At 73.9% G+C, this 26,301-nt stretch carries 19 protein-coding genes; 16 read left to right on the top strand and 3 right to left on the bottom strand.

Going from position 1 to position 26,301, the window contains the following annotated elements; all coding sequences use genetic code 11:
* Nucleotides 1-27: 27 nt before the first annotated feature.
* The 12 genes from FHX73_RS06975 to FHX73_RS45520 all read left to right on the top strand — a co-directional run bounded on the left by FHX73_RS06975 (nucleotide 28) and on the right by FHX73_RS45520 (nucleotide 14,222).
* Nucleotides 28-2,919, top strand: coding sequence for a vitamin B12-dependent ribonucleotide reductase (locus FHX73_RS06975; protein ID WP_145904155.1), 2,892 nt, complete (start codon nucleotides 28-30; stop codon nucleotides 2,917-2,919).
* 270 nt (nucleotides 2,920-3,189) lie between these two features.
* Nucleotides 3,190-4,884 (top strand): ATP-binding protein, encoded by a 1,695-nt coding sequence (locus FHX73_RS06970; RefSeq protein WP_145904154.1) that lies wholly within the window; start codon nucleotides 3,190-3,192, stop codon nucleotides 4,882-4,884.
* A complete protein-coding gene (locus FHX73_RS06965) occupies nucleotides 4,881-5,303 on the top strand; it encodes a roadblock/LC7 domain-containing protein (RefSeq protein WP_145904153.1) in 423 nt (140 codons plus the stop codon). The genes FHX73_RS06970 and FHX73_RS06965 overlap by 4 nt, the downstream gene beginning before the upstream one ends.
* A complete protein-coding gene (locus FHX73_RS06960; protein WP_145904152.1) occupies nucleotides 5,300-5,662 on the top strand; it encodes a DUF742 domain-containing protein in 363 nt (120 codons plus the stop codon). The genes FHX73_RS06965 and FHX73_RS06960 overlap by 4 nt, the downstream gene beginning before the upstream one ends.
* On the top strand, nucleotides 5,643-6,260 hold the full coding sequence (locus FHX73_RS06955; protein WP_145904151.1) for a GTP-binding protein: 618 nt from the start codon (nucleotides 5,643-5,645) through the stop codon (nucleotides 6,258-6,260). Before FHX73_RS06960 ends, FHX73_RS06955 begins: the two co-directional genes overlap by 20 nt.
* A complete protein-coding gene (locus FHX73_RS06950; RefSeq protein ID WP_145904150.1) occupies nucleotides 6,257-7,519 on the top strand; it encodes a cytochrome P450 in 1,263 nt (420 codons plus the stop codon). Before FHX73_RS06955 ends, FHX73_RS06950 begins: the two co-directional genes overlap by 4 nt.
* On the top strand, nucleotides 7,516-8,775 hold the full coding sequence (locus FHX73_RS06945; RefSeq protein WP_145904149.1) for a cytochrome P450 family protein: 1,260 nt from the start codon (nucleotides 7,516-7,518) through the stop codon (nucleotides 8,773-8,775). Before FHX73_RS06950 ends, FHX73_RS06945 begins: the two co-directional genes overlap by 4 nt.
* Before the next feature lie 216 nt (nucleotides 8,776-8,991).
* On the top strand, nucleotides 8,992-10,377 hold the full coding sequence (locus FHX73_RS06940) for an ABC transporter substrate-binding protein (protein WP_145904148.1): 1,386 nt from the start codon (nucleotides 8,992-8,994) through the stop codon (nucleotides 10,375-10,377).
* A 9-nt stretch (nucleotides 10,378-10,386) separates the two neighbouring features.
* Nucleotides 10,387-11,430 carry a carbohydrate ABC transporter permease gene (locus FHX73_RS06935; protein WP_145904147.1) on the top strand — a complete coding sequence of 348 codons (1,044 nt, stop codon included), beginning with the start codon at nucleotides 10,387-10,389 and terminating at the stop codon, nucleotides 11,428-11,430.
* Nucleotides 11,427-12,413, top strand: coding sequence for a carbohydrate ABC transporter permease (locus FHX73_RS06930; protein ID WP_145904146.1), 987 nt, complete (start codon nucleotides 11,427-11,429; stop codon nucleotides 12,411-12,413). The genes FHX73_RS06935 and FHX73_RS06930 overlap by 4 nt, the downstream gene beginning before the upstream one ends.
* A 199-nt stretch (nucleotides 12,414-12,612) precedes the next feature.
* Nucleotides 12,613-13,293 (top strand): ribonuclease HII, encoded by a 681-nt coding sequence (locus FHX73_RS06925; protein ID WP_145904145.1) that lies wholly within the window; start codon nucleotides 12,613-12,615, stop codon nucleotides 13,291-13,293.
* A gap of 536 nt (nucleotides 13,294-13,829) precedes the next feature.
* Nucleotides 13,830-14,222, top strand: a complete 393-nt coding sequence (locus tag FHX73_RS45520) for a hypothetical protein (protein ID WP_145904144.1) — start codon at nucleotides 13,830-13,832, stop codon at nucleotides 14,220-14,222.
* A gap of 351 nt (nucleotides 14,223-14,573) precedes the next feature.
* Here the strand turns inward: FHX73_RS45520 and FHX73_RS06915 are convergent, their stop codons facing one another.
* Nucleotides 14,574-15,227 carry a hypothetical protein gene (locus FHX73_RS06915; RefSeq protein ID WP_145904143.1) on the bottom strand — a complete coding sequence of 218 codons (654 nt, stop codon included), beginning with the start codon at nucleotides 15,225-15,227 and terminating at the stop codon, nucleotides 14,574-14,576.
* A 235-nt stretch (nucleotides 15,228-15,462) separates the two neighbouring features.
* Nucleotides 15,463-17,676, bottom strand: coding sequence for a RecQ family ATP-dependent DNA helicase (locus tag FHX73_RS06910; protein WP_145904142.1), 2,214 nt, complete (start codon nucleotides 17,674-17,676; stop codon nucleotides 15,463-15,465).
* Between the two features lie 193 nt (nucleotides 17,677-17,869).
* On the opposite strand from FHX73_RS06910, the gene FHX73_RS06905 reads away from it, so the two are divergent.
* Nucleotides 17,870-19,495 carry a DUF4192 domain-containing protein gene (locus FHX73_RS06905; RefSeq protein ID WP_170304868.1) on the top strand — a complete coding sequence of 542 codons (1,626 nt, stop codon included), beginning with the start codon at nucleotides 17,870-17,872 and terminating at the stop codon, nucleotides 19,493-19,495.
* Between the two features lie 206 nt (nucleotides 19,496-19,701).
* Here the strand turns inward: FHX73_RS06905 and FHX73_RS06900 are convergent, their stop codons facing one another.
* Nucleotides 19,702-21,015 (bottom strand): alpha/beta fold hydrolase, encoded by a 1,314-nt coding sequence (locus FHX73_RS06900; RefSeq protein ID WP_145904140.1) that lies wholly within the window; start codon nucleotides 21,013-21,015, stop codon nucleotides 19,702-19,704.
* A gap of 519 nt (nucleotides 21,016-21,534) precedes the next feature.
* On the opposite strand from FHX73_RS06900, the gene FHX73_RS06895 reads away from it, so the two are divergent.
* The 3 genes from FHX73_RS06895 (at nucleotide 21,535) to FHX73_RS06885 (ending at nucleotide 26,297) form a co-directional block, all read left to right on the top strand.
* Nucleotides 21,535-23,658: a glycogen debranching N-terminal domain-containing protein gene (locus tag FHX73_RS06895; protein WP_246213395.1), complete on the top strand. Its 2,124-nt coding sequence runs from the start codon at nucleotides 21,535-21,537 to the stop codon at nucleotides 23,656-23,658.
* A gap of 125 nt (nucleotides 23,659-23,783) precedes the next feature.
* Nucleotides 23,784-24,527 carry an NUDIX hydrolase gene (locus FHX73_RS06890; protein ID WP_145904139.1) on the top strand — a complete coding sequence of 248 codons (744 nt, stop codon included), beginning with the start codon at nucleotides 23,784-23,786 and terminating at the stop codon, nucleotides 24,525-24,527.
* A gap of 165 nt (nucleotides 24,528-24,692) precedes the next feature.
* Complete coding sequence (locus tag FHX73_RS06885) at nucleotides 24,693-26,297, top strand: ABC transporter ATP-binding protein (RefSeq protein WP_145904138.1); 1,605 nt, start codon at nucleotides 24,693-24,695, stop codon at nucleotides 26,295-26,297.
* Nucleotides 26,298-26,301 lie beyond the last annotated feature (4 nt).

Raw genomic sequence — 26,301 nt, 5'->3', positions numbered from 1 at the left:
GGCGCATTGCGCCCAGGAGGAGGAGAAGTGACAGACACCACGAGCGGCAGCGCACGCGGGTCGAAGTCCGAGAAGGCGGCCAAGGGCGGCAAGGCCCCCAAGGGCGGACTGCGGATCGGGCGCATCTACACCACCCCCGGGGTCCACCCCTACGACGAGGTCAGCTGGGAGCGGCGCGACGTCGTCATGACCAACTGGCGCGACGGCTCGATCAACTTCGAGCAGCGCGGCGTCGAGTTCCCCGACTTCTGGTCGGTGAACGCGGTCAACATCGTCACCAGCAAGTACTTCCGCGGCGCGGTGGGCACCCCGCAGCGCGAGTGGAGCCTCAAGCAGATCATCGACCGCGTGGTGCTGACCTACCGCGCCGCCGGCGAGAAGAACGGCTACTTCGCCTCGTCCGCCGACGCCGAGATCTTCGAGCACGAGCTGACCCACGCCCTCCTCCACCAGGTGTTCAGCTTCAACTCCCCGGTCTGGTTCAACGTCGGCACCAAGCAGCCGCAGCAGGTCAGCGCCTGCTTCATCCTGGCCGTGGACGACTCCATGGAGTCGATCCTGGACTGGTACAAGGAAGAGGGGATGATCTTCAAGGGCGGCTCCGGCGCCGGCCTGAACCTCTCCCGGATCCGCTCCTCCAAGGAACTGCTCTCCTCCGGCGGCAACGCCTCCGGCCCGGTCTCCTTCATGCGCGGCGCGGACGCCTCCGCCGGCACCATCAAGTCCGGCGGCGCCACCCGCCGGGCGGCCAAGATGGTCGTGCTCGACGTGGACCACCCGGACGTCGAGGCCTTCATCGAGACCAAGGTGAAGGAGGAGGAGAAGATCCGCGCCCTGCGCGACGCGGGCTTCGACATGGACCTGGGCGGGGACGACATCACCTCGGTCCAGTACCAGAACGCCAACAACTCGGTCCGGGTCTCCGACGAGTTCATGACGGCGGTGGAGAACGGCACCGAGTTCGGCCTGCGGGCCCGGATGACCGGCGAGGTCATCGAGACCGTGGACGCCAAGGGGCTGTTCCGCAAGATGGCCGAGGCGGCCTGGGCCTGCGCCGACCCGGGCATCCAGTACGACTCCACCATCAACCACTGGCACACCTGTCCGGAGTCGGGGCGGATCAACGCCTCGAACCCGTGCTCGGAGTACATGCACCTGGACAACTCCAGCTGCAACCTCGCCTCGCTGAACCTGATGAAGTTCCTGCGCGACGACGACACGTTCGACGCCGAGACCTTCGCCAAGGTCGTCGAGCTGGTCATCACCGCGATGGACATCTCGATCTGCTTCGCCGACTTCCCGACCGAGAAGATCGGTGAGACCACCCGGGCCTTCCGCCAGCTGGGCATCGGCTACGCCAACCTGGGCGCGCTGCTGATGGCCACCGGCCACGCCTACGACTCGGCCGGCGGCCGCGCGCTGGCCGGCGCGATCACCTCGCTGATGACCGGCACCGCCTACCGCCGCGGCGCCGAACTGGCCGGCGTGGTCGGCCCGTACGACGGCTACGCCCGCAACGCCGCCCCGCACCAGCAGGTGATGAAGCAGCACGCGGACGCCAGCAAGTCGGCCGTCGCGCTGGACGACCTGGACGCCCCGGTCTGGGCCGCGGCCCACGAGACCTGGCAGGACGTGCTGCGCCTCGGCGCGCAGAACGGTTTCCGCAACGCCCAGGCCTCGGTGCTCGCCCCGACCGGCACCATCGGCCTGATGATGGACTGCGACACCACCGGCGTCGAACCCGACCTGGCCCTGGTCAAGTTCAAGAAGCTGGTCGGCGGCGGCTCGATGCAGATCGTCAACAACACCGTGCCGCGCGCCCTCAAGCGCCTGGGCTACCACGGCGAGGCGATCGAGGCGATCGTGGCCCACATCGCCGAGCACGGCAACGTGCTGGACGCGCCCGGCCTCAAGCCGGAGCACTACGAGGTCTTCGACTGCGCGATGGGCGAGCGCTCCATCTCGCCGATGGGCCACGTGCGGATGATGTCGGCGATCCAGCCGTGGATCTCCGGCGCGATCTCCAAGACCGTCAACATGCCGCAGGACGCCACCGTCGAGGAGGTCGAGGAGATCTACTTCGAGGCCTGGAAGCTCGGCGTCAAGGCGCTGGCGATCTACCGCGACAACTGCAAGGTGGGCCAGCCGCTCTCGGCCAAGACCAAGGCCCCGGCCGCGGTCGAGCCGGCCGCGGTGACCGCCGTGGAGAAGGCGGTGGAGAAGGTGGTCGAGTACCGCCCGGTCCGCAAGCGCCTGCCCAAGGGCCGGCCCGGCATCACCACCTCCTTCACGGTGGGCGGCGCCGAGGGCTACATGACCGCCAACTCCTACCCGGACGACGGCCTCGGCGAGGTCTTCCTGAAGATGTCCAAGCAGGGTTCGACCCTGGCGGGCATGATGGACGCCTTCTCGATCGCCGTCTCGGTCGGCCTGCAGTACGGCGTGCCGCTGGAGACCTACGTCTCGAAGTTCACCAACATGCGCTTCGAGCCGGCCGGTCTGACCGACGACCCGGACGTGCGGATGGCGCAGTCGATCGTCGACTACATCTTCCGCCGCCTGGCGCTGGACTTCCTGCCCTTCGAGACCCGCTCCGCGCTCGGCATCCACTCGGTGGAGGAGCGCCAGCGGCACCTGGAGACCGGCTCCTACGAGCCGCTTGAGGAGGACCTGGACGTCGAGGGCCTGGCCCAGTCCGCCCCGGTCGCCCCGGCGCGGGCCCAGTCGCAGGCGCCCGCCGTCGAGCCGGCCGCCCCGGCCGCCGCGCCGAAGACGGCGCACAACTCGACCGAGCTGCTGGAGATCCAGCTGGGGCTGAACGCCGACGCGCCGCTCTGCTTCTCCTGCGGCACCAAGATGCGCCGGGCCGGCAGCTGCTACCTCTGCGAGGGCTGCGGCTCGACCAGCGGCTGCAGCTGACCGCGAGCAGCATCCGGCCCACCCGGGCCGACCGCCGCAGGGGCGGTGCCACCACGCACGGTGGCACCGCCCCTGCGGCGCGTGTGCACGGCGAACGGTTCCATCGCGGGACGACGAATCAGATGTCAGACGTCACGTCAACTGACCGTTTGAGTGCCATATCTGAATCGATATGATCTGTTGACCGCGTGAACTGATGAGGTAGCTCCCGGCTGCGGGGGGCCGGTGCGCTGTCCCCTGCCCACCCGCCGCCCGCCGAGGAAACCACCGATGACCGCACGCCCCCGCCTGTCCAGCAGAACGGCCACGCTGCTCGCCGCGCTGGCGGCGGTGCTGGCCGCCGCGGCCGCCGTGACCGCCGCCACCGAGTCGGCGTCCGCGGGTGACCGGGCCACCGTCGGCCTCTGGTCCGCCGTCGCCGCCGTGGCCTGGTGCGCCGCCGTGGCCGCCGCGCTGGTCCAGCGCCGCCGGGCCCGGCGACTCGCCCGCGAACTCGCCACCGCCCGGAGCAAGGGCGAGGCCGCGCTGGCCGCCGTGCTGCGCGCCGAGGCCGCCACCGGGGAGGTCGCCGCCGAGGCCCAGGCCGCCCGGGTCCGCGCCGACGCCTTCCGGTTGGAGGCCGAGTCCGCCCGGGCCGAGACCCTGGCCGCCCGCTCGGACGCCGTCGAGGCGCGCGCCGAGGCCGCCGCCGCCCGGGCCGCCGCCGACGACGAACGGGCCGAACTGCTCCGGCTCGGCGAGCACACCATCCCCGAGGTGGTCCGCCGGCTGCGGGCCGGCGCCTCGGTGGACACCGTGCTGGTGGACCACCGGCAGACCGCGCACGAGGACCTGCTGACCCTGCTGGCCCGCGAGGTCGCGCACGGCGAGCGGCAGCGGGCCGCCGCGCTGGCGGTCTGCGCGACCGCGGCCGGCCGGGTGCAGGCACTGGCCACCAGCATGCACGCCGAGCTGCGCGCGATGCAGCACCGGCACGACGAGGCGGTGCTCGGCGACCTGCTGAGCCTCGACCACGGCACCTCCCAGGTCGGGCGGATGGCCGACAGCATCGCGGTGCTCACCGGCGCCCGCAGCGGCCGCCGGTGGAGCCGGCCGATCCCGGTGGAGAGCGTGCTGCGCGGCGCGCTCGGCCGGATCGGCGCCTACCAGCGGGTGCGGCCGCACTCGGCGAGCACCGCGGCGGTGGCCGGCTACGCGGCCGAGGGCGTGATGCACGTGCTCGCCGAACTGATGGACAACGCGGCCAACTTCTCGGCCCCGCCGGCCGAGGTGCACGTCTACGTCGAGGAGTTGCACACCGGCCTGGCGATCACCGTGGAGGACGGCGGGCTGGGGCTCTCCGAGCTCTGGCAGCGCAGGGCCGAGCAGGCCGTCTCCGGCGAGCCGCTGGACCTGACCACGCTCTCCACCGGGACCCGGCTGGGCTTCGCGGTGGTCGGCGCGCTGGCCCGCAAGCACGGGCTGTCGATCTCCTTCCGGCCGTCCTCGCGCGGCGGCACCGGCGTCGTGGTGCTGGTGCCGGCCCAGCTGATCAGCCATCAGGAGCCGCTCGCCGCCGAAACCGCCGCCGAGTCGGTCGCGGAGCCGGTCACCGAGACCTTCGCCGAGCTGGTGGCCGCCCGGTCGGTCGGCAGCGCGCGGGCGGCCGCCGCCGTCGTGCCGTCGGTCCAGCCGGCCATCCAGCCGGCCATCCAGCCGTCCGCCCGGCCGGCCGAGCTGCCCGCCGCGCTCCCGCCCGCCGCCCTGCCGCCCGGCACCCCGGCACCGGCTGACGAGCTGCCCCGGCGCCGGCGCGGCCAGACCCTCGCCGCCTCCCGGGCGGCCACCACCCCCGCGCCCGGCGCGCCCGCAGAGCGCCGCCCGCCGAACGCGTCGCGGCTCGGCGCGTTCCGCCAAGCCGTGCAAGGCACCCGGCTTCCCGTACCCACCCCACCCGCCGACCTCCCGGAGGACGACCCCCGATGAGCAGCAGCACCACCGACCGCTCCCTCGACTGGCTGCTGGAGAAGCTGCTGGGCGACACGCCCGGCTCCCGGCACGCCCTGGTGCTCTCGGCGGACGGCCTGAAGCTCTGCCACAGCGCGGGCCTGTCCGAGGACCAGGCCGACCAGCTGGCCGCCATCGCCTCCGGCATCCAGAGCCTGGCGCACGGCGCCTCGATCGAGTTCGGCGACTCCACCGGCGGGGTGCGCCAGTCGATGACCGAGTTCCACGGCGGCATCCTGTGCATCGTCGAGGCCGGGCAGGGCGCCCACCTGGCCGTGGTCACCGAGGAGAGCGCAGACGTCGGCCTGGTCGGCCACAACATGCACGCGCTGGTCGAGCAGCTCGGCGAGTTCCTGAGCGCCCCGCCGCGCGAGGACGACACCGCCGCCGACGCATGAGCCGGCGCCCGCTGCCCGGCCCCGACGACAGCCCCGACCGGCTCTACACGGTGACCGGCGGGCGCAGCAGGGCGGCCACCGACGCCTTCGACGCGGTCACCCTGGTGGTCGCGGAGAGCGCCCCGACCCCCGGCATGCAGTCCGAGCACGCCCGGATCCTGCGGCTGTGCGCGAACCCGACCGCCGTCGTGGAGCTGGCCGCCGACCTGGGGCTGCCGGTCAGCGTGGTGAAGATCCTGCTCGGCGACCTGCTGGAGGCCGGCCGGATCACCGCCCGCCACCCCCGGTTCGCCCGGGCCGCCCGGCGGCCCGACCTCGACACCCTGAAGCAGGTGCTGAATGGACTCCAACGGCTCTGACGCCGCCCCGGCCGCCAGGCCGCCGCTGCGCGGCACCGCCGACAACGCCTGCAAGATCGTCGTGGTCGGCGGCTTCGGCGTGGGCAAGACCACGCTGGTCGGCGCGGTCAGCGAGATCCGTCCGCTGACCACCGAGGAGCTGATGACCCAGGCCGGCGTGGGCGTCGACGACCCGTCGGCGGTGGCCGACAAGCGGGCCACCACGGTGGCCTTCGACTTCGGCCGGATCACGCTCAGCGAGAGCACCGTGCTCTACCTGTTCGGCGCACCCGGCCAGGAGCGGTTCTGGTTCCTCTGGGACCGGCTGTTCGCCGGGGCGCTCGGCGCGGTGGTGCTGCTCGACCCGCGCCGGCTGGAGGACTCCTTCTACGCGATCGACCGGCTGGAGCAGCACGGGATGCCCTTCGTGGTGGCCCGGAACAACTTCGGGCCGCCCCGGCACACCCTGGACCAGGTGCGCACCGCGCTCGACCTGGACCCCGGGGTGCCGCTGGTCGACTGCGACGCCCGGGAGAAGGAGTCCGGCAAGCAGGTGCTGATCACCCTGGTCCGCCACCTGACCGGGCTGGCCGAAGCTGATGTGGAGAACCCCTCGTGACCGAACCGGCGACCACCCCGCCCACCGGCTGCCCGGCGCACCGCGGCGCCGTGCCGCTGTACGGGCCGCGCTTCCAGACCGACCCCGGGCAGGTCTACCGCGAGCTGCGGGCCGCGCACGGGCCGGTCGCCCCGGTCGAACTGGCCGGCGGGGTGCCGGCCTGGCTGGTGATCGGCTACCGCGAACTGCAACTGGTGACCGGTCAGCCCAAGCTCTTCGGGCGCGACTCCAGCCGCTGGAACGCCTGGCCGTCGATCCCCGAGGACTGGCCGCTGCGCCCGATGATGGCGCCGGTGCCCTCGCTGCTCTACACCGAGGGCGGCGAGCACCAGCGCCGCTCGTCGGCGGTCGGCGACGCGCTGGCCGGGATCGACCCGTACGAGCTGAAGACCCAGAGCGAGCGGGTCGCCGACCGGCTGATCGACGAGTTCGCCGGCCGGGGCGAGGCCGACCTGGTCGCCGAGTACGCGCACCGGATGCCGCTGCTGGTGCTCTGCTGGATGCTCGGGCTCGACCCGGGCCAGGTGCCGGTGCTGATCCGGGCGCTGCTGGACATGCTGGACGGCGGAGCCGGGGCGCAGGCCGGCGCGCAGCGGCTGCTCGCCGTGATGGCCGAACTGGTCGAGGCCAAGCGGGCCCGGCCGGGCGCCGACCTGACCTCCCGCCTGCTGGTCCACCCGGCCGGGCTGACCGACGACGAGGTGATCCGCGACCTGCGGGTGGTGCTCATCGCGGGCCACCAGCCGACCGCCTACTGGATCGCCAACGCGCTGCGGCTGATGCTGACCGACGACCGGTTCGCCGCCTCGCTCTCCGGCGGCCGGCGCAGCGTCGGGCAGGCGCTCACCGAGGCGCTCTGGGAGGACACCCCGACCCAGATCTTCGCCGGGCGCTGGGCGGTGCGGGACACCCAGCTCGGCGGGCAGCGGATCGCCGCCGGCGACCTGGTGCTGCTCGGCCTGGCCGGCGCCAACGCGGACCCGTCGGTCCGTCAGCAGGACGGCTCCGCGGCCGAGGGCAACCGGGCGCACCTGAGCTTCTCGCACGGCGAGCACCGCTGCCCGTTCCCGGCCCAGGAGGCGGCCGAGGTGATCGCCGGCACCGCGATCGAGGTGCTGCTGGACCGGCTGCCCGACCTCGGCCTGGCGGTCGCCGAGCACGCGCTGGTCTGGCGGCCCTCGCCGTGGGTGCGGGCCCTGGTCTCGTTGCCGGTGGGCTTCACCCCGGCCACCAACACAGGAGGAGGGGCGTTCGGATGACCACTCAGTCGCAGGACCGGTCGGCGGCGACCGCGTTGGACCCGACCGCGTTGGACCCGATCGCGCTGGACCCGTTCGCGCGGGACAGCGCCGCGGAGGGCGCGCTGCTGCGGGCCGCCGGGCCGGTGGTGCCGGTGGTGCTGCCCGGTGGCGTGGCGGCCTGGGCGGTCACCCGGCACGCCGAGGCCAGGGCGCTGCTCACCGACCAGCGGCTGGTCAAGGACGCCCGGCACTGGGCCGCCCTCCAGCGCGGCGAGGTCTCGAAGGACTGGCCGCTGATCGGCCTCGCGGTGCCCGGGCCCAGCATGGTGACCACCGACGGGGAGCAGCACCGGCGGCTGCGGGCCCTGGTGGCGCAGGCGTTCACCCCGCGCCGGGTGGAGCTGATGCGGCCCCGGGTGGAGCTGATCACCCGTCAGCTGCTGGACGGGCTGGCGCTGGGCGGACCCGAGGTCGACCTGAAGTCGGCCTTCGCCTTCCCGCTGCCGATGTCGGTGATCGGCTCGCTGCTGGGGCTGGATCCGGCCACCCACGAGCTGGTCCGCGACCTCTACGAACGGTTCTTCAGCAGCGTGCCCGACCCGGCCGGGATCCAGGCGACCATCGCGCAGCTCAACGCCTTCGTCAACGACCTGGTGCGGCAGCGCCGCGAGCGGCCCGGTGACGACCTGGCCAGCGCGCTGCTGGCGGCCGGTCAGTCGGAGGGCGTGGCGCTGACCGACCAGGAGGCGGCGGCCACCCTGCGGGTGATCATCGCGGCCGGGCACGAGACCACCGTCAACCTGATCACCAACGCGGTGCGGGCCCTGCTCGGGCACCCGGACCAGCTGGAACTGGTCCGCTCCGGGCAGGTGGGGTGGGCGGCGGTGGTCGAGGAGTCGCTCCGCTGGACCCCGCCGACCAGCAACTTCCTCTTCCGGTTCGCCGCCGAGCCGATCCCGGTGGGGGAGGTGGTGGTGCCGGCCGGCGCGGCGGTGCTGGTCTCCTACAACGCGATCGGCCGGGACCCGTTGCAGCACGGGGTGACGGCGGAGCTCTTCGACATCACCCGGGACCCGAGCCGGCACCTCTCGTTCGGGCACGGGCCGCACGTCTGCCCCGGTTCGCCGCTCGCCCGGCTGGAGGCGCAGGTCGCGCTGCCCGCGCTGTTCGAGCGGTTCCCCGGGCTGGCGCTCGCGGTGCCGGACGGTGAGCTGCGGCCGACCGCCTCGGTGGTGGTGAACAGCCTCCAGGAGCTGCCGGTCCGGCTGTACTGACAGCTGTGCTGACAGCTGTACTGACAGGTGTACTGACACCTCCCGCGCCTCCACGGACCATGCCCGAACGGTTCCCGGTTCGCTCCCTTGGCGGCTGATGATCAGTGCGTTAACGTCAACGGACCAGTCGACCGACCGACCAGTCCCGCTTAGTCGTTCAGCGCCGCGCCGTGTGTTCGTTCCGTTCCGTTCGTGCCGAGGCCGCAGGAGAACGTGATGAGCCCAAGTCCGAGTAGCCGGTTCCGTCAGCAACTGATCGTCGCCCCCGCGGTTCTGGGGCTGGCCCTGGTGGCCGCCTGTTCCAACAGTTCCAGCAGCACCGGTGGGGGTGGCGGCGGATCCGCCACCCTCGCCGGCGACTGCGCCGAGTACCAGCCGTACGCCGGGCATTCGGGCACCACGGTGACGATGTTCGCGTCGATCCTCAGCCCCGAGTCGGACTCGCTGCAGCAGTCCTGGGCGAAGTTCAGCTCCTGCACCGGGATCAAGATCTCCTACGAGGGATCCAACGACTTCGAGTCCCAACTGCCGGTCCGGGTCAACGGCGGCCAGGCGCCCGACCTCGCGATCATCCCCCAACCGGGGCTGCTGGCACAGATGGTGAAGACCGGTCAGGTCAAGAAGCCGGACGCCACCACGGTGGCCAACGAGAACAAGTGGAGCCCGGTCTGGAAGACCTACGGCTCGGTCGACGGCGTCTTCTACGCGGCCCCGATGAGCGCCAACATGAAGTCGCTGGTCTGGTACTCGCCCTCCGCGTTCAAGAAGGCCGGCTACCAGGTGCCGACGACCTGGGCCGACCTGATGAAGCTCAGCGACACCATCGCCAAGTCCGGCACCAACGGGAGCAAGCCGTGGTGCGGCGGGATCGGCTCGGGCACCGCGACCGGCTGGCCGGCCACCGACTGGCTGGAGGAGGTGGTGCTCGGCGGCCAGGGCGGGGACGTCTACGACCAGTGGGTCAGCCACAAGATCAAGTTCAGCGACCCGCAGATCACCGGGGCCATGCAGACGGTGGCGAACTGGATGCAGAACCCGGCCTGGGTCAACGGCGGCTTCGGCGACGTGAAGTCCATCGCCACCACCACCTTCCAGGACGCCGGCGGCCCGATCCTCACCGGCAAGTGCTGGATGCTCCAGCAGGCCTCGTTCTACGAGGCGCAGTGGCCCAAGGGCACCAAGGTCGGGCCGGACGGCGACGTCTACGCCTTCCACCTGCCCGCCGTGAACCCGGCGATCCCCAACCCGGTGGAGGGCGGCGGCGAGTTCGTCACCGCCTTCTCGGACCGGCCCGAGGTGCGCGCGGTGCAGGACTACCTCTCCACGGCGGCCTGGGCCGACTCCCGGATCAAGGTGCCGAACGCGACCGGCTGGGTCTCGGCCAACCAGGGCGTGGACAAGAGCCTGTACACCGACCCGATCGACCAGCTCTCGGCCGCCGAACTGACCGACCCCACGGCGACCTTCCGGTTCGACGCCTCCGACATGATGCCGGCCGCCGTCGGCTCCGGGCAGGAGTGGAAGTCGCTGACCGCCTGGTTCGCGGAGGGGCAGTCGATCCAGCAGACCGCCCGCGACATCGACTCCGCCTGGCCGCAGTAGGAGCGCCGGATGCTGCTCACGGGTCCCGTTCCGGCCGGGCGGGCCGGAGCCGGCGCGACCACGGCGCTGCTCGCCTCCGGCTGGGACGACGCGGTGATCAAGCTCGGCAACAGTGCCGGCGCGATCGCCGGGTTCCTCGCGGTGCTGCTGCTCGTCTTCTTCGCGGCGGGCCGGGCCACCGGCCGGTTCGGGCGGCCGCTGGCGGTCCTGGTCCTGCTCGGGCCGACGGTGCTGCTGGTGCTGGTCGGGCTGGTCGTGCCGCTGCTGCGGACCGGCTACCTCAGCCTGCGCAACGACGACAGCAGCAGGTTCGTCGGCCTGCGCAACTACAGCTGGGCGTTCGGCAGCGACGACATCCACCAGGTGCTGCTCACCACGTTGCTCTGGCTGGTGGTCGTCCCGGTGGCGGCCACCGGGCTCGGGCTGGCGCTGGCGCTGCTGGTGGACCGGCTGCGCCGGCAGTCGCTCTACAAGTCGCTGATCTTCATGCCGATGGCGATCTCGCTGGTCGGCGCGAGCATCATCTGGAAGTTCGTCTACGACTCGCGCGATTCGGGGCAGGCGCAGATCGGGCTGCTCAGCCAGCTCGCGATCTGGCTCGGCTGGCGGCACCCGCCGAACTGGATCCTCGCCCAGCCGCTGAACACCTTCCTGTTGATGGTGGTGATGGTCTGGGTGCAGACCGGGTTCGCCATGGTGGTGCTCTCGGCGGCGATCAAGGCGATCCCGGACGAGATCACCGAGGCCGCCCGGCTGGACGGGGCGAGCGGGTTCAAGCTCTTCTGGTACGTCACGGTGCCGATGATCCGCACCACCCTGGTGGTGGTGCTCACCACGGTGCTGCTGATCACGCTGAAGGCCTTCGACATCGTGCGCACCATGACCGGGGGCAACTTCGGCACCCAGGTGCTGGCCAACGAGATGTACTCGCAGTCGTTCACCGAGTTCAACGTCGGCCGGGGGAGTGCGCTCGCGGTGCTGCTCTTCCTCGCGGTGCTGCCGCTGGTCGGCTACAACATCGTCCAGCTGCGGAAGGAGCGTGGTCACCGATGAGCAGCAGTCCGGTCTCCGACGCGGTGCCCGAGCCGGGTTCCGCGGCATCCGCGGGCTCAGCGGCCCCGCCTGCCGTGCCACCGGTCAAGGCGGTGCGGAAGTCCTTCAGCAGCCCGCTGGCCTCGCTCTTCGTGATCGTGCTGACGGTGCTCTGGACCATTCCGACGCTGGGGCTGCTGGTCACCTCGCTGCGGCCCAAGCAGGACGTGGCGGACAGCGGGTGGTGGACCGTGCTCAGCCATCCGCAGCTGACCCTCGACAACTACCACTCGGTGCTGTTCGAGGGCGGGTTCGGGGTCAGCGGCGGGCTGATGCCGTACCTGGTCAACTCGTTGGCGATCGCGGTGCCGGCCACCGTCTTCCCGCTGCTGCTGGCGGCGATGGCGGCGTACGCCCTGGCCTGGGTGAAGTTCAAGGGCAGCGACACGCTGTTCTTCGTGATCTTCGCGCTGCAAGTGGTGCCGCTGCAGATGGCGTTGATCCCGCTGCTCCAACTCTTCTCCCGGGGCGCGCACCTGGGCTCGGTCACGGTGATCCCGGCGCTCAGCCTCAAGGACACCTACACGCCGGTCTGGCTCGCGCACACCATGTTCGCGCTGCCGCTCGCGGTGTTCCTGCTGCACAACTTCATCTCCCAACTGCCCAGGGACCTGATGGAAGCGGCGGTGGTGGACGGCGCCTCGCACTTCCGGATCTTCCGGTCGATCGTGCTGCCGCTCTGCACGCCGGCGCTGGCCTCCTTCGCGATCTTCCAGTTCCTCTGGGTCTGGAACGACCTGCTGGTGGCGCTGACCTTCGCCGGCGGCACCCCGCAGGTGGCGCCGATGACGGTGCGCCTGGCGCAGCTCTCCGGTTCGTTCGGCGGGCACTGGGAACTGCTCACGGCCGGGGCGTTCCTGTCGATGATCGTGCCGCTCGGGGTGTTCTTCGGGCTCCAGCGGTACTTCGTGCGCGGGCTGCTGGCGGGGTCGGTGAAGGGCTGACCGGCTTGCTGACGGGCGGGCCGGGGTGGTGACGTGCCGACCGGGGTGGTGACGGGCGGACCAGGGCGGTGAAGCTCGGGAGTGGGCGGTCGTAGGGTGGAGGGCGCGGGAGCCGGACTGGTCCCGCGCCCGCCACCACTCGCCACTGCTCGTCTTTGCTCGTCATTGCCCGTCACTACCCGGAACGGAACCGACCGCGATGCCCTACCAGCCGCCGACCCACAGCGTGGAGCGCTCGCTGCGCCGAGCCGGAGCGAGCGTGGTGGTGGGACTCGACGAGGTCGGTCGCGGTGCCTGGGCCGGCCCGGTCACGGTGGGCGCCGCGGTCACCGGGATGCGCAAGGCGCCGGAGGGGCTGACCGACTCCAAGCTGCTCACCCCGCGCCGCCGCGAACTGCTCGCCCCGGTGCTGGCCGACTGGGTCACCGCCTCGGCGATCGGACAGGCCTCCGCGCAGGAATGTGACGAACTCGGCATGACGGCGGCGCTGCGGCTGGCCGCGGTGCGTGCGCTGGAGGCGCTGCCGGTGGTGCCGGACGCGGTGATCCTGGACGGCAAGCACGACTACCTCGGCGGCCCGTGGCGGGTGCGCACGGTGATCAAGGGCGACCAGAGCTGCGTCTGCGTGGCGGCCGCCTCGGTGCTCGCCAAGGTCCACCGGGACGGGCTGATGGCGGAGTTGGCGCCGGACTACCCGGAGTACGGCTTCGCGGAGAACGCCGGGTACCCGTCCCCGGTGCACAAGGCGGCACTGGAGGAACACGGTCCGACCGACCTCCACCGGCTCTCCTGGGCCTACCTCGACGCCCTGCCGCGCTGGAGCCACCTCAAGCGCACTAGGGAAGCGGACGGCGACGAACAGCTCACGCTGGGCTTCTGACTGATCATCAGGAGTGTTCGGGGCAGCACGTTCCGCTGATCGGGTCGCGGCTCGGCAGCCCAATTGGTGGGGCGCCCGTGCGCATCCGACCGGCATTTGATAGATATCCGGGTATGCCTGTCTTCCCCGAGGAGCCGGAGATTCACGAGAGCATCCCGGGCCACGGCGTTCCCTTCCCCCGCGAGTCGGACGCAGAAGCCCCCAACACGCCTGCCGCCAGCAAGGCGTCCCCTGTCGCAACCACTTCCGCAGCACCCGCCGCCGGTGCCGGCCCCACCGCTGCCCGGCCCGGCGCCGCTGCCGCGTCGGGCGCGGCGGCACGCCCCGGGGCCGCTCCGGTGCCCGGGCCCCGACCGGGTCCGCGTCCGGTGCCGGCCAAGCCCGGGCCGGCGAAGCCCGCGGCGGCCAAGCCCGCACCGGTGAAGCCCGGTGCGCGCGGGGCGCAGATCCCCAAGCCCACTCCGCGGCCGACCCCGACTTCGGTACCGACTCCAGTCCCGGCCTCGGCGGCTTCCGCGTCGGCCGGCGGTACGGCCGTGCAGCTGGTGCCGGTCGCACCGGAGGCGGCGCTGGAGCGGGCCGACGAGGCAGTGGACCTGCTGCTGGAGTCGGGCCGCAATCCCGGCGACATCCTGGTCCTGACTGCCGATCAGCCGCACCCGTGGCAGCAGCACGAGCTCTCCTTCGGCGCGGACCGCTACTGGGCCCAGCTCGCGGAGGGCGCGGACGTCTTCTACGCCGACGTCGCGCTCACCCGGCCCGCCCGGCGCGAGGTGGTCGTCCTGGTGCTGGACACGGCCGACGCCGGTCGCTGCGTCCTCGCACTGGAGAAGGCGCGCACCCACGCCGGCTCGCTGCTCGTGGTCTGCGGCGCCACGGCGCAGCTGCCCGAGGTGCCGGCCACCGAGGGGCAGGCCGTTCCGGCCTGACGGTGACCGGTCGTCGGGCCAGGCGGGCTGTCGGGTCGTCGGGCCGGTCGGGCTGTCGGGCCGGTCGGGTCGTCGGGCCGGTCGGGCTGTCGGGCCGGTCGGGTCGTCGGGCCGGTCGGGTCGTCGGCTGGAACGTCTCGCCGGGGCGGTGGCTTCGTGCTGCCCGGAAGGTGGGCGGTCGGCAGGCGAACGGCCTGTGGTGATCGGTGTGCGGCGGGTCGGTCAACGGCTCCCCGGCGCGGTCACCCCATCAGCGGGTCGCCTCATGAACGGCCGCCCTCCGGCCGCTGGACGAGCGCTGCTGGCGGAGCGTCGCCTGACCACGCGTCAGGCGGCGCTCGGTCGGCCGGGTCAGTTGGCCGCGCGGCGGGCCGCCTCGGTGCGCGCCTCGGCGGCGGTCCAGATCCTGGCCGGGGCCGGCTCCCGGTCGAGCCGGTGGACCCGGCCGACCACCGACCGATGCCGGGTCAGCTCGGAGACGGTGCGCACCGGGCGCTCCGCCCAGGAGGCGGAGTGCGGGGTGCGGCCGTGGCGACCCTCGCCGAAGACGTGCCAGCCGTCCGGAGTCAATGCGACGTAGGCACCGCAGCGCAGCCCGTGCAGCGAGGCCGCGTCCCGCAGGGCCCACATCCAGGCCCCGTCGGGCTCGGACCAACCGGGCTCGCCGTCACGGCAGTGCAGCAGGACGGCGGTGCGGCGCGGACAGGGGAGTCTCAGGTCGTGCGGCGTGACCTTGCGCAGCTGGCCGAGCAGCGCGTTTCGGTGGTGCCAGCCGTCCGTCACGTGCGGGCGAGTGGTGACCGAGGCTGAGGCGACCACTCGGTGGTCACGCTCCAGCACGGCGATCACACTGGTCCCGGGCTGCGGGAGATGACGCTGGTGCAGCTCGGTGACCAGGTCGCGCGGGTCGCCCAGCAACGGCACCCCCGCGTTCGCCCAGCTTTCCAGGTCGAGGCTCCGACCCGTGGCGGAGGAAAGCTGACCGCGGTCGATGCCGTGGATCATGGTCCTCCTTCCGGCCCGCGTAGCGCGGGCGTGTGCGTACGCCGAAGTAGGGTCCTGAGGACCGACTTCCGGGTACCCTGCAATTCTCACGGCAGAAGGACCGTGCGGCAACGATGAACTGACGAACGCCGCCGGAAATCATGTGATTCACCGGATTTATTCGCCAAATGGCGCAGAGTCCCTCCGGTCGGTCCGAATGACCGCTGCGCGACGGCCCGGACGGTCGCTCCGCGGCTCAGGCCTGCACGGCCAGGACCAGCGGCAACACCCCCTTCGCACCGTGCTGGCGGAGCAGCCTGGTGGCCACGGTGACGGTCCATCCGCTGTCGACGAGGTCGTCGACGAGCAGTACCGGGCCGTCGAGCTCGGCGAGGGCCGCAGCCAGCGGCGGGGGCACCAACAGTGCCCCCGAGAGCGATTTCAGCCGCTGGGCACTGTTGCTGCGGGCACCGGCCGGAGGCTCACCGTGCAGGTACTCGATCCGACCGAGCAGCGGCAGCCGCCCGATCCGCGCGATCTGCTCGGCGAGCGAGGAGATCAGCGCGGGCCGGGTGGCCGAGGCCATCGCCACCACGCCGACCGGCCGGGCGGTATCCGGCTCGGCGCCGGCCCAGCCGCCCGGACCGCGCGCCCAGTCGCTCAGCACCGTGACCAGCGCGTCCAGCACGTCCTTGGGCACCGCGGCATCGGGCGCGCCCTCGCCGAGCATGGCGCGCAGCCGTCCGCCCCAGCCGATGTCGGATAGCCGGCCCAGCGCCCGCCCGGTCTGGGCCTGTTCGTCCGCCGGGATCTTGCCCTTGAGCGCGACCCCGAGCGCATCCATCCCGGTGGGCCAGAGCCGGCGCGGCTCGAAACTGACGCCGGGTCGGCCGAGCGCGGCCCGGGCCGCCGCCAGCGCCTCGTCCGAGACACCGGCTTCGTGCCGGGGGCCGGCGCAGACGTCGCACCGGCCGCAGGGCGCGGCCTCCTCGTCGTCCAGCTGCAGCCTGAGGAACTCCATCCGGCAGCGCTGGCCGCTCGCGTACTCGCGCATCGCCTGCTGCTCGTCGGCCCGGGCCCTGGCCACCTTGGCGTAGCGCGGACCGTCGTAGACCCACGGCTCACCGGTGGCCAGCCAGCCACCGCGCACCCGGCGCACCGCCCCGTCCACGTCGAGCACCTTGAGCATGGTCTCCAGTCGCGCCCGGCGCAGGTCCACCCGGGTCTCCAGGGCGGCGGTGGAGAGCGGCCGACCGGCCTCGGCCAGCGCCTCCAGGGTGCGGCGCACCTGCTCCTCGGGCGGGAAGCCCAGGGAGGCGAAGTAGCGCCAGATCGCTTCGTCCTCGCGGCCGGGGAGCAGCAGGACCTCGGCCCGGTCCACCCCTCGGCCGGCCCGGCCGACCTGCTGGTAGTAGGCGATCGGGGAACCGGGGGAGCCGAGGTGGACCACGAAGCCGAGGTCGGGCTTGTCGAAGCCCATGCCCAGGGCGGAGGTCGCGACGAGCGCCTTGACCCGGTTGGCCAGCAGGTCGGCCTCGGCGGTGCGGCGCTCTGCGTCCTCGGTGCGGCCGGAGTAGGAGGCGACCGGGAACCCGCGCCCGCGCAGGAACTCGGTGACTTCCTCCGCCGCCGCCACCGTCAGGGTGTAGATGATGCCCGAGCCCGGGAGCTCGTCCAGGTGGTCGGCCAGCCACGCCAGCCGGTGCGCGGGGTCGGACAGCTGGAGCACCGCCAGGCTCAGGCTCTCCCGGTCGAGCGGGCCGCGCAGCACCAGCGCCCGACCGTCGGCCGCCCCGGTGCCGAGCTGGTCGGCGACGTCCTCGGTGACCCGGGCGTTGGCCGTCGCGGTGGTCGCCAGCACCGGCACGCCGGGGGCCAGGTCCGCCAGCATGGTGCGCAGCCGGCGGTAGTCGGGGCGGAAGTCGTGACCCCAGTCGGAGATGCAGTGCGCCTCGTCGACCACCAGCAGGCCGGTCGAGGCCGCCAGCTTCGGCAGCACCTGGTCACGGAAGTCGGGGTTGTTCAGGCGCTCGGGGCTGACCAGCAGGATGTCCACCGTGCCGGCCGCCACCTCGGCCTGGATCCCCTCCCACTCCTCGGGGTTGGCCGAGTTGATGGTTCGTGCGTGGATCCCGGCCCGCCCGGCGGACTCCACCTGATTGCGCATCAGCGCCAGCAGCGGCGAGACGATCACCGTCGGCCCGGCGCCGGCCGAGCGGAGCAGCGCGGTGGCGATGAAGTAGACGGCCGACTTGCCCCAGCCGGTGCGCTGCACCACCAGCGCTCTGCGACGGTCGACCACCAGGGCCTCGATCGCCAGCCACTGGTCCTCCCGCAGGCGGGCGGCCGGCCCGGCGAGCTCGCGCAGCACGGCCTCGGCACGGTCCCGGACGGCCGCGCGGTCGGCCGTCCCGGTGGCGGAGCCGTGGTCGCCGGGGAGCGGAGCGGGGGTGTGGATCGGCTGGTTCATGGCACCTATGAAACCCCGTGCGGGCGACAGAGCGCGAAAAAGCCTTCGAAGCTGTGGACAACTCGGCCTCCCAGCAGTCCAGTTCACCCATTCGGCGGAACTCGGTGTGCTCGCGTTGTCCACAGGCCCGGGGTTGTCCACAGGCCGGCGGAAATTTCACCGCTCGCGGCCGGAGCCGTCGCAGGCTTCCGCCATGACCCACGACGACTCCACCACCCCCGCCGGCCGCTTCGACGGCCAGCACGTGCTCCGGATGCGCGGCCCGGCCGACATGGCCGCGATGCTGCCCTACCTGCTCGGCTTCTACCCCGACGACAGCCTGGTCGTGATCGGACTGCACGGCCCCGAGCTGCGGCAGGGCGGCGCGATCCGGCTCGACATCCCCGACGACGAGCGGAGCTGGTCCGAGACCGCCACGGACGTCGCCAGGCTGCTGGTCGAGCTCTCCAAGGAGCGCGGCCGCACCCCGGAGGCGGTGCTGATCTACCTCTGCCGCGAGCCCGAGCCCGACGGCTCGCCGCCCGCCCCGGCCCTGCGTCCGCTGGCCGACCACCTGCTGCTCGCCTTCCGGGAGCTGGGCCTGCCGGTCAAGGAGTCGCTCTGCCTCTCGGCCGGCCGCTGGTGGTCCTTCCTCTGCACCGACCCGGCCTGCTGCTCGCCGCGCGGCACCGCCGTCTACACCAGCCGGGAGCCGCGCGCCGTGGTGGCCGCGGCCACCTACGCGGGCCTCGCCCCGCGCGGCAGCCGCCGCGCCATCGCCGCCGGCCTCGCGCCGATCGGCCCGCCCGAGTCCGACGTCCAGCGAGCCGCCCTCAAGCAGGAGTTGGCGCGCGCCTGCGAACAGCTGATGACCGAGAAGGACGGCGCGGAGCGCGCCTTCGCCGCCACCGTCGAGCTGCTGGAGCAGGCCATGGCCGAGAGCCGTTCCGGCCTGCCGCGGCTCACCCCCGAGCAGAGCGCCCAGCTGATCGTCGGCCTGCTGGACAAGCCCAGTCGTGACCGCGCCGCCGAGTACGCGGAGCCCGACGAGTTGGTCGCGGCCCAGCGGCTCTGGCGCTACCTGGCCCGTCGTTGCGTCGCGCCGCACACCGAGTACGCCAAGGCGCCGCTGACCCTGCTGGCCTGGACCTCCTGGCTGGCCGGCGACACCGCGACCAGCCGGGTGGTCCTGGGCATGGCGCTGGAACTCGACCCGGACTACACCCTGGCGATCCTGCTCCACGAGTCGCTGAACACCAGCCTGCCGCCCGACGGCCTGCTCAGCATCGTCCGCGCCGAGCGGGCCCGAAGGCTCTACGCGCCGGTCGCCGACGACGCGTCGCAGCTGCCGGACGGGGAGCACGGAGCCCGGCCTGACGAACCGTCGGGAGGGCCGCGCCCGCCGACCGCCCCGATGGGTGACGGGGGCCCCGGACCGGCGGGCAGCGCCCCGCCGGCGGACCAGGACGACGGCGCGCCGAGTCCGCCGGCCACCCCGGGGCGGAACCGGTCGGGGGAGTCCGTGGGCCCGGAGGAGGAGCGGCCCGCCAGGGCCGCCACCCGCGAACCGGCGAGCGGCTCCGGGGAGCCGCCCGGCGCTGGCCACTCGATCGCCCGCCCCGCTAGGCCCGGCCCGCACCCCGGCGCGGTGCCCCGACCGCGCGGTGGGGGTGACGTGCCGCCGCAGCCTCCGGCGGCGGTGACTCCGCAGCCCGGCCGAGGTCCCGTCCCGGGCGGGCGTGCCCGCCGGCCCGCGCGTGCTCCCGGGCGCCGGGTGCGCCGCCTGAGCCACCTCACCGGCGGGCGGCACGGAACCGGCGAGTCGGGGAGCCTCGGATGACCGGGCAGCCCGTTGACGGTGGCGGCGCGCGACCCAGGATGACCACGAGTCCGCGCCGTCCACCCGCCCCGTCCGCCTCCCCGGGTGCGGGCCGCGCGCCGGCGCTGCCCGCGCGGCCCGCCCGGATCCGCTGCGTCGCCCGCCGGGCCGTCCCGGAGCCGCCGCACCGCTGCCGGTCGCGGCGGCCCGGACCGGGGCGTCGGCCGCTAGGCCTGGCCGCGCACCATCCGGATCAGCCGGTCCAGCACCTGGCCACCGCTGACCCGCAGGCCGTCGTGCTCCCACTCGTTGGTCACCCAGGCCCGCAGTCCGCGCACGGCGTCGACGGTGGCCAGCGAGTCGGCGGTGTCCACGTACATGTCGTCGTGGTAGACCGCCGCCGCGACCGGCACCTGGTTGGTCGCGAGTGCCTTGGGATCGTAGAGGTCCGGCCAGTCGGCCCGCTCCGCCAGCAGCTGCGCCGCTTCGCGCAGTGGACGAAGCGCCGGGTCGGTCTCGAACATCCAGGGGTAGATCATCTCGCCGGTGAACTGCACCGGGGCCCCGTCGCTCAGTGCCCGCAGCGCGTCGAACTCGGGGAACTCGGCGCGCACCCGCTGGGCGGCCCAGTCGGTCGCGCCCTGGTCGACCGAGCGCTGCCCGTAGATCGACTCGTGCAGCACCGCGTAGAGCGGCGCGCCGGCGAAGGAGAGTTGGGCCTGCGCCCCGGCCAGGAAGGTGTCCGAGAGCTCCAGGCCCGCGCTGCCCCGGACCCAGGCGTCCTCCAGCAGGTAGTGCAGGGAGTCGGAGCCGCTGCCGGAACCGAGCATCAGACCGAGCGCCTGGAAGGCCGGCACCGTCAGTTCGCCGCCGTCGGGCAGCTGGGCCGGCGCCTCGGCCAGGTGCTCGACGATCCGGCGCACCGCCTCCACGTCCTGCGGGTACCGGGCGTAGTGCGCGGCGTTCTTCCGGGTCACCCGGGGGTAGGCGGCGCGGTAGACGTCGGCGGCGCTGCTGCGCAGGCCGGCCAGGCCGCCGGTGACCATCGCCGCGCGCAGGCCCTCGGGCGCCAACGACAGGTAGGTGAGCGTGCAGAAGCCGCCGTAGCTCTGCCCCAGCAGGGTCCACTGTCCCTGCTCACCGAGCAGCTGACGACGGATCAGCTCGGCGTCGCGGACGATCGAGTCGGCCCGGAAGCAGGCCAGGTACTCGGCCTGCTCGGCCGCCCCGCCGCGCAGCGGCAGGGTCTGGCGGTTGGCCGGGGTGGAGCGCCCGGTGCCGCGCTGGTCGAGGAGCAGCACCCGGTAGTCGTCCAGCGCCCGGTCCAGCCAGCTGTCCCGCCCGAGCGGGCGGCCGGCCCGGCCGCCGGGGCCGCCCTGCAGGAAGAGCAGCCAGGGCAGGTCCTCCCGCTCCTTGCCCGCCGCGACCACCTCACGGGCGTAGACCTCGATCTGCTCGCCCTGGGGCGCTGCGTGGTCCAGCGGCACCTGGAAGAGGTGGTCGGTCAGGACGACGCCTGGCTGACGGATCACGACGGACATGAGACTCCTTCGTCTGTTGTGCTCGGCGCGGTGGGTGCGCGCGTTCCTCCGGCTGCTCCGGCCCCGGATCGGCCGGCGCTGGTCGCGGGTCCGGTCCGGGTCGGGTTCGGGCACTTCCCGGTGCGATCGGTACCCCGTCGGCACCGTATCCTGGCGCCCGACGAGGGGCGTCGGCGCAGTCCGTCCGTACCGGCCGGGGCCCGGAACGCGGACCGGGGGCGGCGGGGCGGGGGCGACCGCCACGACCCCGGGGCGACCTGCGAGCCGGTGTCGTTCCGCCGAGCGGCGGGGCGTGACCTGAGCCCGGTGCCCCGCGTTCACTCGGAGGGGCGGCACCGGGCCCGCAGCTCGTGGCTGTCCCGCCTCGGCGGTGCGGCCGTCCCCGGGCTCCGGGGAGTGCCTCACCGTGATTCCGGCGCACCGCCGGGAGACGAGCGGTCAGGCCCGCGCGCGACCGAGAGCAGACCTGACAGCAGCAGCCCCTGGGCCCGCGCTGTCCACCGACAGGAGGAGAGCCCGGTGACGGCCCCCAGGCCAGCACAGACCGCGATCCCGGCCGAGACGGTCGCCGGGGCGCCCCCGGCCGCGTCCAACCGGCCCGACGCCGTCCCGGCCGGCGCCGGTCGCCCCGGCCCACAGTCCCGTCGCCAGCCCGCCACGGCCCACGCCGACGTGCTCTGCGTCAGCGCCCCGGCCATGGTCTCCTCCGGTCCCGACGGGCAGCTGCACGGCGACGGGCTGCACGGCTTCTACCGCTCCGGGATCCGCCAGTTGCACCGGATGGAGGTCCGGCTCGGCGGGATCGAGCCGCTCGCTCTGCACGGCGAACTCACCACGGCGGCCCAGGCCCGGTTCCTCGGCGCGGTCCGGGTGCCCGGTGAGCTCGACCCGGATCCGGCCCTGACCGTCGAGCGCCTTCGGCACGCCGACGGCACGGAGGCGATCACCGTCCGCAACGCCGGCAGCCGACCGGTCCGACTTCCGCTGGAGATCACCCTCGGTACCGACCTGGGCAACCTGGCCGAGATCGGCGCCGGGACCCGTCTGCCGGACATCCCGCCCCAGGTGCAGTCCGCCGGGCTGCGCTGGATCGGTCGGGGCCACAGCGCGACCGTCAGTGCCCGCCCCTCGCCGCACGCGGTGCTGGCCGGGGCGGGGGTGCTCCGCTGGGACCTGGAGGTGCAGCCGGGAGCGCGCTGGGCGGTGGAGCTGCGGGTCGAGCTGGAGCCGCTGGCTCCGTCGGCGGTGCGACCGCCGACCGGGCTCGGCGCCGGCGTCGCCGCCCCGTGGACCGACCTGCGGATCCGCTGCGACGACCCGCGGGCCGAACTGCTGGTGACCCGTTCGCTGGACGCGCTCGGTGGCCTGCTGCTGGCCGACGCCGACCGGCCCGGAGACCTCTACACGGCGTCCGGCGCCCCGTGGCGGTTCGGCCTGGCGCCGGCCGACGCGCTCTGGGCGGCCCGGCTCACCCTGCCGCTCGGCACCCGGCTGGCGCTCGGCACGCTGCGGGCCCTGGCACGCCGTCAAGCGCCCTCCGGCAGCCGGGGCGAGGGCGTCGTCCCCGGTCCGTTGCGGCACGCCGGCCCCGAGCTGCCGCCCTCCTGCACGGCCACCGAGGCCACCCTGCTCTTCGTCACCCTGCTGGCGGAGGCCTGGCGTTGGGGCCTGCCCCGGGCCGAGACGGCGGAGCTGCTGCCGGCCGCCGAGCGCGCGCTGGCCGCGCTGCGGGCCACCGCCGAGGCCGGCCTGGTCGACGGCTTCGTCGCGGACCTGACCCGGCTCGGCGACGACCGGTCCACCGCACCGCCGGTCGCCCGCGCCGAGGTGCAGGCCCAGGCCCACCGGGCCGCCCTGCACGGCGCCGAGCTGTTGGAGGCCTTCGGCCGCCCCGGTGCCCAGCACTGGCGCGACTGGGCGCAGGAGCTGCGCGGCCGGTTCCGCGAACGGTTCTGGGTGGACGACCTGTCGGGCGGTCGCCCGGCCGCGGCGCTGACCGCGGACGGTCGCGTCGTGAACGCGGTCACCAGCTCCTTCGTCCACCTGCTGGACCTCGGCCTGGGCGCGGAGGGAACTTCGCTGCCGGGTCTGCTCGACCGCGAGCAGACCCGGCTGCTCGCCCAGCGCCTGGTGGCGCCCGAGCTGGACTGCGGCTGGGGCCTGCGAACGCTCGGCGCCAAGTCGCCCCGATTCAACCCGCTGGGCCACCGCAGCGGCGCGGTCCGGGTGCTGGAGACCGCGCTCGCCGTCTCCGGGCTGGCCGATGCCGGCTTCGAGCGCGAGGCCGGCACCCTGCTCGAAGGCCTGCTCGACGCCGGTGCGCACTTCGCCGGCCGGGTGCCGGAGATGTACGCCGGGGAACAGCGGCTGCCGAACTGCTCGCCGGTGCCGCACCCGGCGGCCTGCCGCCCCGCCGCCGCCTCCGCCGCCGCGGCGGCCCACGCGGTGTTCGCGTTGGCAGGGGTCCGCCCGGACGTGCCGGCAGGTCGGGCGGTGGCCCGCCCGGTCAGCACCGCGCCGCTGGGCGAGTTGGAGCTGGCCGGCCTGCGGGTGGCGGGGGAGCCGTTCTCGGTGCGGGTCAGCCGGATCGGCGTGGCCGTGGTCGAGGAGGCCTCCCCGCAGCTGCAGCTCGGCAAGGGGTGAGCGGCGTCGGGCGGCCGGCGGCCGGAGCGGTCACCGTCGCCCCAGCCGACCGGGTCGGTCACCGAGGGCTGCCAGTTCCCGCTGACCTCGTGTTTATCGTCAGAGAGACGACTATGATCGACCGCATGTCGCGCTATGACCCGTCGGCCTTCCCCCCGTTCGCAGTCACGGTCGACCTCGTGGTGCTGACAGTGCGCGAGCACGAGCTCTGTGCCCTCCTGGTGCGCCGGGGCGAGCCGCCGTTCCAGGGGTACTGGGCACTGCCCGGTGGCTTCGTCCGCCCCGACGAGGGCCTGGGCGAGGCGGCTTCCCGCGAGCTCGCCGAGGAGACCGGGCTGCGGGCGCACGCCTCCGGCGGTCCGGTGATGGCCGGCGCGCACCTGGAGCAGCTGGCTACCTACGGACACCCGCAGCGTGACCCCCGGATGCGGGTGGTGAGCGTGGCCCACCTCGCGCTGGCCCCCGACCTGCCCACCCCGAAACCGGGCGGCGACGCCCGCGGCGCCCGCTGGGCGCCGGTCGGTGAGCTCCTCGGGCCGGCCGAGGCCGACCGCGAGCCGCTCGCCTTCGACCACGCGCTGATCCTGGCCGACGGCGTGGAGCGCGCCCGCTCCAAGATCGAGTACTCCTCGCTGGCCACCGCCTTCTGCCCCGAGGAGTTCACCGTCGGCGAGCTGCGCCGGGTCTACGAGGCGGTCTGGGGCGTCGTGCTGGACCCGCGCAACTTCCACCGCAAGGTCACCGGCACGCCGGGCTTCCTGGTCCCGTCCGGCGGCACCACGACCCGTCAGGGCGGCCGCCCCGCTCAGCTGTTCGCGGCCGGCGGTGCGACGGTGCTCAATCCGCCGATGCTCCGCCCGGAGTCCTGACCGGTCGTCAGGTGGTCGCCGCGGTCCCCTGATCGGGTGAGAGGGGCCGCGAGCCGTCCCGCGCCACTGGTGCAATGCCCGGAATCTCCCGGTCCGCCGCCTAGGGTGCTGAATCCGGAGCGGCCACGGCCGCCAGGGCAGCAGAGCACGTGGGAGCGGCCAGTGATGATCCAGGTCAGTGGACTCACCAAGGTGTACCGCCGTGGCCGTCGCCCGGCCTTGTTCGACCTCGGATTCGACGTCAGGCCCGGTACGGTCACCGCGCTGCTGGGCCCCGAGGGAGCCGGCAAGACCCTCGCGCTGCGGCTGATGCTGGAGTTGGAGCGCGGCACCGGTGTGACCCTCTTCGACGGCCGCACGTACCGGCGGCTGCGCCGCCCCGAGCACGAGGTCGGAGTGCTGCTGCCGGACGAGCGGAGCCACCCCGGCAGCCCCGGGCGCACCGCCCGCGGCCACCTGCGGATGCTCGCCGCCGCCGTCGGCGTGCCCGCCCGGCACGCCGACGAACTGCTGGAACAGACCCGGCTCGCCGCCGTCGCCGACCACCGACTGCGCAGCTTCTCGGCCGGCATGACCCGCCGGCTCGGCCTTGCCGCCGCGCTGCTCGGCGAGCCCTCGGCGCTCCTGCTGGACGCGCCGACCGAGGGCCTCTCGCCCCGCACCGTGGAGTGGCTGCACGCCTTCATCCGGGCCTTCCCGGCCGGCGGCGGCTGCGTGCTGCTCACCACCCGCGACCCCCGGGAGGCGGCGTTGCTGGCCGATCAGGTGGTCACCCTGGACCGGGGGCAGCAGGTCGCCGACCAGCCGGTCTCCGAGTTCCGCCGGACCAGGCTGCACCGGGAAGTGGCGGTGCGCGGCCCGCAGATGGCGCGGCTGGCGGACCTGCTGGTCGCGCAGGGCGCCCAGGTCCGGCCCGAGGGCGGAGCCGGTCTCGCGGTGGCCGGCCTCGGACGGACCGAGATCGGCGAGCTCGCCTACCGCAACGGGATCATGCTGCACGAACTGGCGGACCGAGTGGTCGAGCAGCCCGCCCCGCGCGCGGTCCGCCCGATCCAGGCCAGGAGCGGCCCCGCCCCGACCGTCCAGCTGCGCCGGGCCGCCACCATCACCGTGGGCGAACGGCATCCGGTCCGCCCAGCGCTTCCCGACCCGGCGGTGGAGTCCCCGCCCACCCTGGAGCTGCCGCCGGTGACGGGGCAGCCGCTCCCGGACGCCGCGCCTCTGGACCTCGCACCCGCATGCGTCGCACCTTCGGACGCCGCGTCTCCGGACGTCGCACCCGCATGCGTCGCACCTTCGGACGGCGCACCTCCGGACGGTGCGCTCCTGGACCGTCCGGTCCCGGATGAGGTGCCGCCCGCCCACACAGTTGAGGAGCCGTCAGCACCTCCCGGCGCCCGGACCACGCGGGGCGGTGAGCACCCCGACCTCCCGGTCGCCCGGACCGGGAGCCCGGCGCGGAGGGCCGAGCTGCCGCCCCCTAGTGCCTTGGTCCGCGTCTCCGTCGATCCGGTGCACTCCGGCGCGACCCCCGAGGACCGCGCGCCTGCCGAGCACACCGCTGCCCCGGCCGCCCCGGCCACGCCCTCCACCCCACCGGCCCCGCGCCCCAGCGCGCGAGGCTCGCGGGTGGCCGCGTTCCTCGCCCCTGCGACCGCCCCCGCCGCCGCACGCCCGGCCGCCTCGACCGACCTGGCCGACCCGACCGGTACGCCCGCCACCCCCATCACCCCCCAGCCCCTGACCGGGCCTGACCACTGGAACGGGTGACCCC

The sequence above is a fragment of the Kitasatospora viridis genome, from assembly GCF_007829815.1.
Lineage (GTDB): Bacteria > Actinomycetota > Actinomycetes > Streptomycetales > Streptomycetaceae > Kitasatospora > Kitasatospora viridis.
This window is presented reverse-complemented; position numbering and strand designations above follow the sequence as displayed.

Bases quoted from the DNA above. Each gene is read 5' to 3' on its own strand.
- FHX73_RS06900 (WP_145904140.1), bottom strand. From the start codon at position 21,015: ATGTCCGTCGTGATCCGTCAGCCAGGCGTCGTCCTGACCGACCACCTC.
- FHX73_RS06915 (WP_145904143.1), bottom strand. From the start codon at position 15,227: ATGATCCACGGCATCGACCGCGGTCAGCTTTCCTCCGCCACGGGTCGG.
- FHX73_RS06930 (WP_145904146.1), top strand. From the start codon at position 11,427: ATGAGCAGCAGTCCGGTCTCCGACGCGGTGCCCGAGCCGGGTTCCGCG.
- FHX73_RS06905 (WP_170304868.1), top strand. From the start codon at position 17,870: ATGACCCACGACGACTCCACCACCCCCGCCGGCCGCTTCGACGGCCAG.
- FHX73_RS06945 (WP_145904149.1), top strand. From the start codon at position 7,516: ATGACCACTCAGTCGCAGGACCGGTCGGCGGCGACCGCGTTGGACCCG.
- FHX73_RS06960 (WP_145904152.1), top strand. From the start codon at position 5,300: ATGAGCCGGCGCCCGCTGCCCGGCCCCGACGACAGCCCCGACCGGCTC.
- FHX73_RS06885 (WP_145904138.1), top strand. From the start codon at position 24,693: ATGATCCAGGTCAGTGGACTCACCAAGGTGTACCGCCGTGGCCGTCGC.
- FHX73_RS06955 (WP_145904151.1), top strand. From the start codon at position 5,643: ATGGACTCCAACGGCTCTGACGCCGCCCCGGCCGCCAGGCCGCCGCTG.
- FHX73_RS06925 (WP_145904145.1), top strand. From the start codon at position 12,613: ATGCCCTACCAGCCGCCGACCCACAGCGTGGAGCGCTCGCTGCGCCGA.
- FHX73_RS06965 (WP_145904153.1), top strand. From the start codon at position 4,881: ATGAGCAGCAGCACCACCGACCGCTCCCTCGACTGGCTGCTGGAGAAG.
- FHX73_RS06910 (WP_145904142.1), bottom strand. From the start codon at position 17,676: ATGAACCAGCCGATCCACACCCCCGCTCCGCTCCCCGGCGACCACGGC.
- FHX73_RS06935 (WP_145904147.1), top strand. From the start codon at position 10,387: ATGCTGCTCACGGGTCCCGTTCCGGCCGGGCGGGCCGGAGCCGGCGCG.
- FHX73_RS06970 (WP_145904154.1), top strand. From the start codon at position 3,190: ATGACCGCACGCCCCCGCCTGTCCAGCAGAACGGCCACGCTGCTCGCC.
- FHX73_RS06890 (WP_145904139.1), top strand. From the start codon at position 23,784: ATGTCGCGCTATGACCCGTCGGCCTTCCCCCCGTTCGCAGTCACGGTC.
- FHX73_RS06940 (WP_145904148.1), top strand. From the start codon at position 8,992: ATGAGCCCAAGTCCGAGTAGCCGGTTCCGTCAGCAACTGATCGTCGCC.